At 70.5% G+C, this 1,903-nt stretch carries 3 protein-coding genes; all 3 read left to right on the forward strand.

Going from position 1 to position 1,903, the window contains the following annotated elements:
• The first annotated feature begins 146 nt into the window (after positions 1-146).
• The 3 genes from ACIG5E_RS39380 to ACIG5E_RS39390 are packed head-to-tail and all read left to right on the forward strand — an operon-like array spanning position 147 to position 1,854.
• Positions 147-671 carry an AMP-binding protein gene (locus ACIG5E_RS39380; protein WP_396542120.1) on the forward strand — a complete coding sequence of 175 codons (525 nt, stop codon included), beginning with the start codon at positions 147-149 and terminating at the stop codon, positions 669-671.
• Positions 668-1,480: an AMP-binding protein gene (locus ACIG5E_RS39385; RefSeq protein WP_396542122.1), complete on the forward strand. Its 813-nt coding sequence runs from the start codon at positions 668-670 to the stop codon at positions 1,478-1,480. Before ACIG5E_RS39380 ends, ACIG5E_RS39385 begins: the two co-directional genes overlap by 4 nt.
• Positions 1,477-1,854, forward strand: a complete 378-nt coding sequence (locus ACIG5E_RS39390) for a thiamine pyrophosphate-dependent enzyme (RefSeq protein ID WP_396542124.1) — start codon at positions 1,477-1,479, stop codon at positions 1,852-1,854. The genes ACIG5E_RS39385 and ACIG5E_RS39390 overlap by 4 nt, the downstream gene beginning before the upstream one ends.
• The last annotated feature ends 49 nt before the right edge of the window (positions 1,855-1,903 follow it).

The raw sequence follows: 1,903 nt of genomic DNA on the forward strand, positions 1-1,903 counted from the left end.
CCGGCGCCTGATCACACGAGCCTGGCCCCTCTATCGCTGGAACACCCGGCCCCGCAGCCCCCGTATCCGATGACCTACTGGCGGACGCTCTTAGCCGCTGCCCGGAGCTGTACGTCTCCGTTCTCGGCACGCTGAAGAACGTCTCGGTGTTCTGCCCGCTGTTCCCCGCCTTCGGCCCGGCGCCGGTGGCCGAGCGGCTGCGGCTGGGCAATGTCCGGGTGCTGGTCACCACGGACGAGCTGTATCGGCGCAAGGTCGCCGAGCAGCGTGAACAACTGCCTGAGCTGGAGCACGTGCTGATCGTGGGACCGTACCCGGAGGCATCCCCCGGTACCTGTTCGTTCGACGCCCTGCTCGCGGCAGCCACCGAGGAGTTCGCCGTCCCGGACACCGACCCGCAGGAGATGGCGCTGCTGCACTTCACCAGCGGCACCACCGGCACTCCCAAGGGCGCGATCCACGTGCACGAGGCCGTGGTCGCCCACCACGCCACCGCCGCCTTCGCGCTCGACCTGCACCCCGAGGACGTCTTCTGGTGCACCGCCGACCCGGGCTGGGTCACCGGCACCTCGTACGGGATCATCGCGCCGCTGACCCACGGGGTGACGCTGGTGGTCGACGCGGGGGACTACGAGGCCCGGCGCTGGTACGGCATCCTCGCGAGCGGGTGAGCGTCTGGTACACCGCCCCCACAGCGATCCGGATGCTGATGCGCACCAGCCCCCGGGGCAGCCCGCCGGACCTGCCGCGCTCCTTCGACCTGTCAGCGCTGCGCTTGATCGCCAGCGTGGGGGAGCCGCTCAACCCGGAGGCCGTGCGCTGGGGGCAGGAGGTCCTCGGGCTGGCGATCCACGACAACTGGTGGCAGACCGAGACCGGCTGCATCATGATCGCCAACCTCGCCGCCACCGAGATCCGGCCCGGCTCGATGGGGCGCCCGCTGCCCGGGGTCGAGGCCGCCGTGCTGGAGCGCGGAGCGGACGGCCGCGCGCTGGTGACGGATGGTCAGGTCCACGAGCTGGAGAATCCGGACGACGAGGGTGAGTTGGCGTTGCGGCCCGGCTGGCCGTCGATGTTCCGCGGCTACCTGCACGCGAAGGAGCGCTACGAGGCATGCTTCGCCGGCGGCTGGTACCTCACCGGCGACATCGCCCGGTGCGACGAGGACGGCTACTACTGGTTCGTCGGCCGGGCCGACGACGTGATCAAGTCAGCCGGCCACCTGATCGGACCGTTCGAGGTGGAGAGCACCCTGATGGAACACCCGGCGGTCGCCGGCGCTGTAGAGCTCGACGCAGCGCTCTTCGAAGCGGCGGATGCGCAGCATCTCGCGCAGCAGGTCGTGCCGGTGCGCCGCGAACTCGCCTTCGACCAGCACCTGCCGAAGACCCGCAGCGGCAAGGTGATGCGGCGGCTGCTGCGCGCCCGCGAACTGGGCCTGCCGGAGGGCGACACCTCGGCCCTGGAGGAGGCGAAGTGACCCCACGTACCAAGACCGCCAAGCCGGCGGCGTCCCGCACCAGGACACGGGCAGGCGGCAAGGACGCGGCCGAGCAGGCGGCGCACCGGCACGACCTGCTGCGCGAGATGCTGCGCATCCGCCGCTTCGAAGAGCGCTGCGTCGAGCTCTACAGCGCCGGCGACATCCGCGGCTTCGTCCACCTGTGCATCGGCGAGGAGGCCGTCTCGGTGGGCGTCCACCAGGCTCTCACCCCCGAGGACGCGGTGGTCACCACCTACCGGGAGCACGGTCATGCGCTGGCGCGCGGCATCCCTGCCGAAGCGGTGTTCGCCGAGATGCTCGGCCGGGTGAACCGCCCCGGGTTCGTTCGAGACTTCAGGCTGTGGCTGTGACCTGCAGGTTTGGGTGTTGTTGGTAGTAGTTGGCTTCGTATTCTGACGG

Origin of the sequence: Kitasatospora sp. NPDC053057 (genome assembly GCF_044546945.1) — a bacterium.
Classification (GTDB): domain Bacteria; phylum Actinomycetota; class Actinomycetes; order Streptomycetales; family Streptomycetaceae; genus Kitasatospora.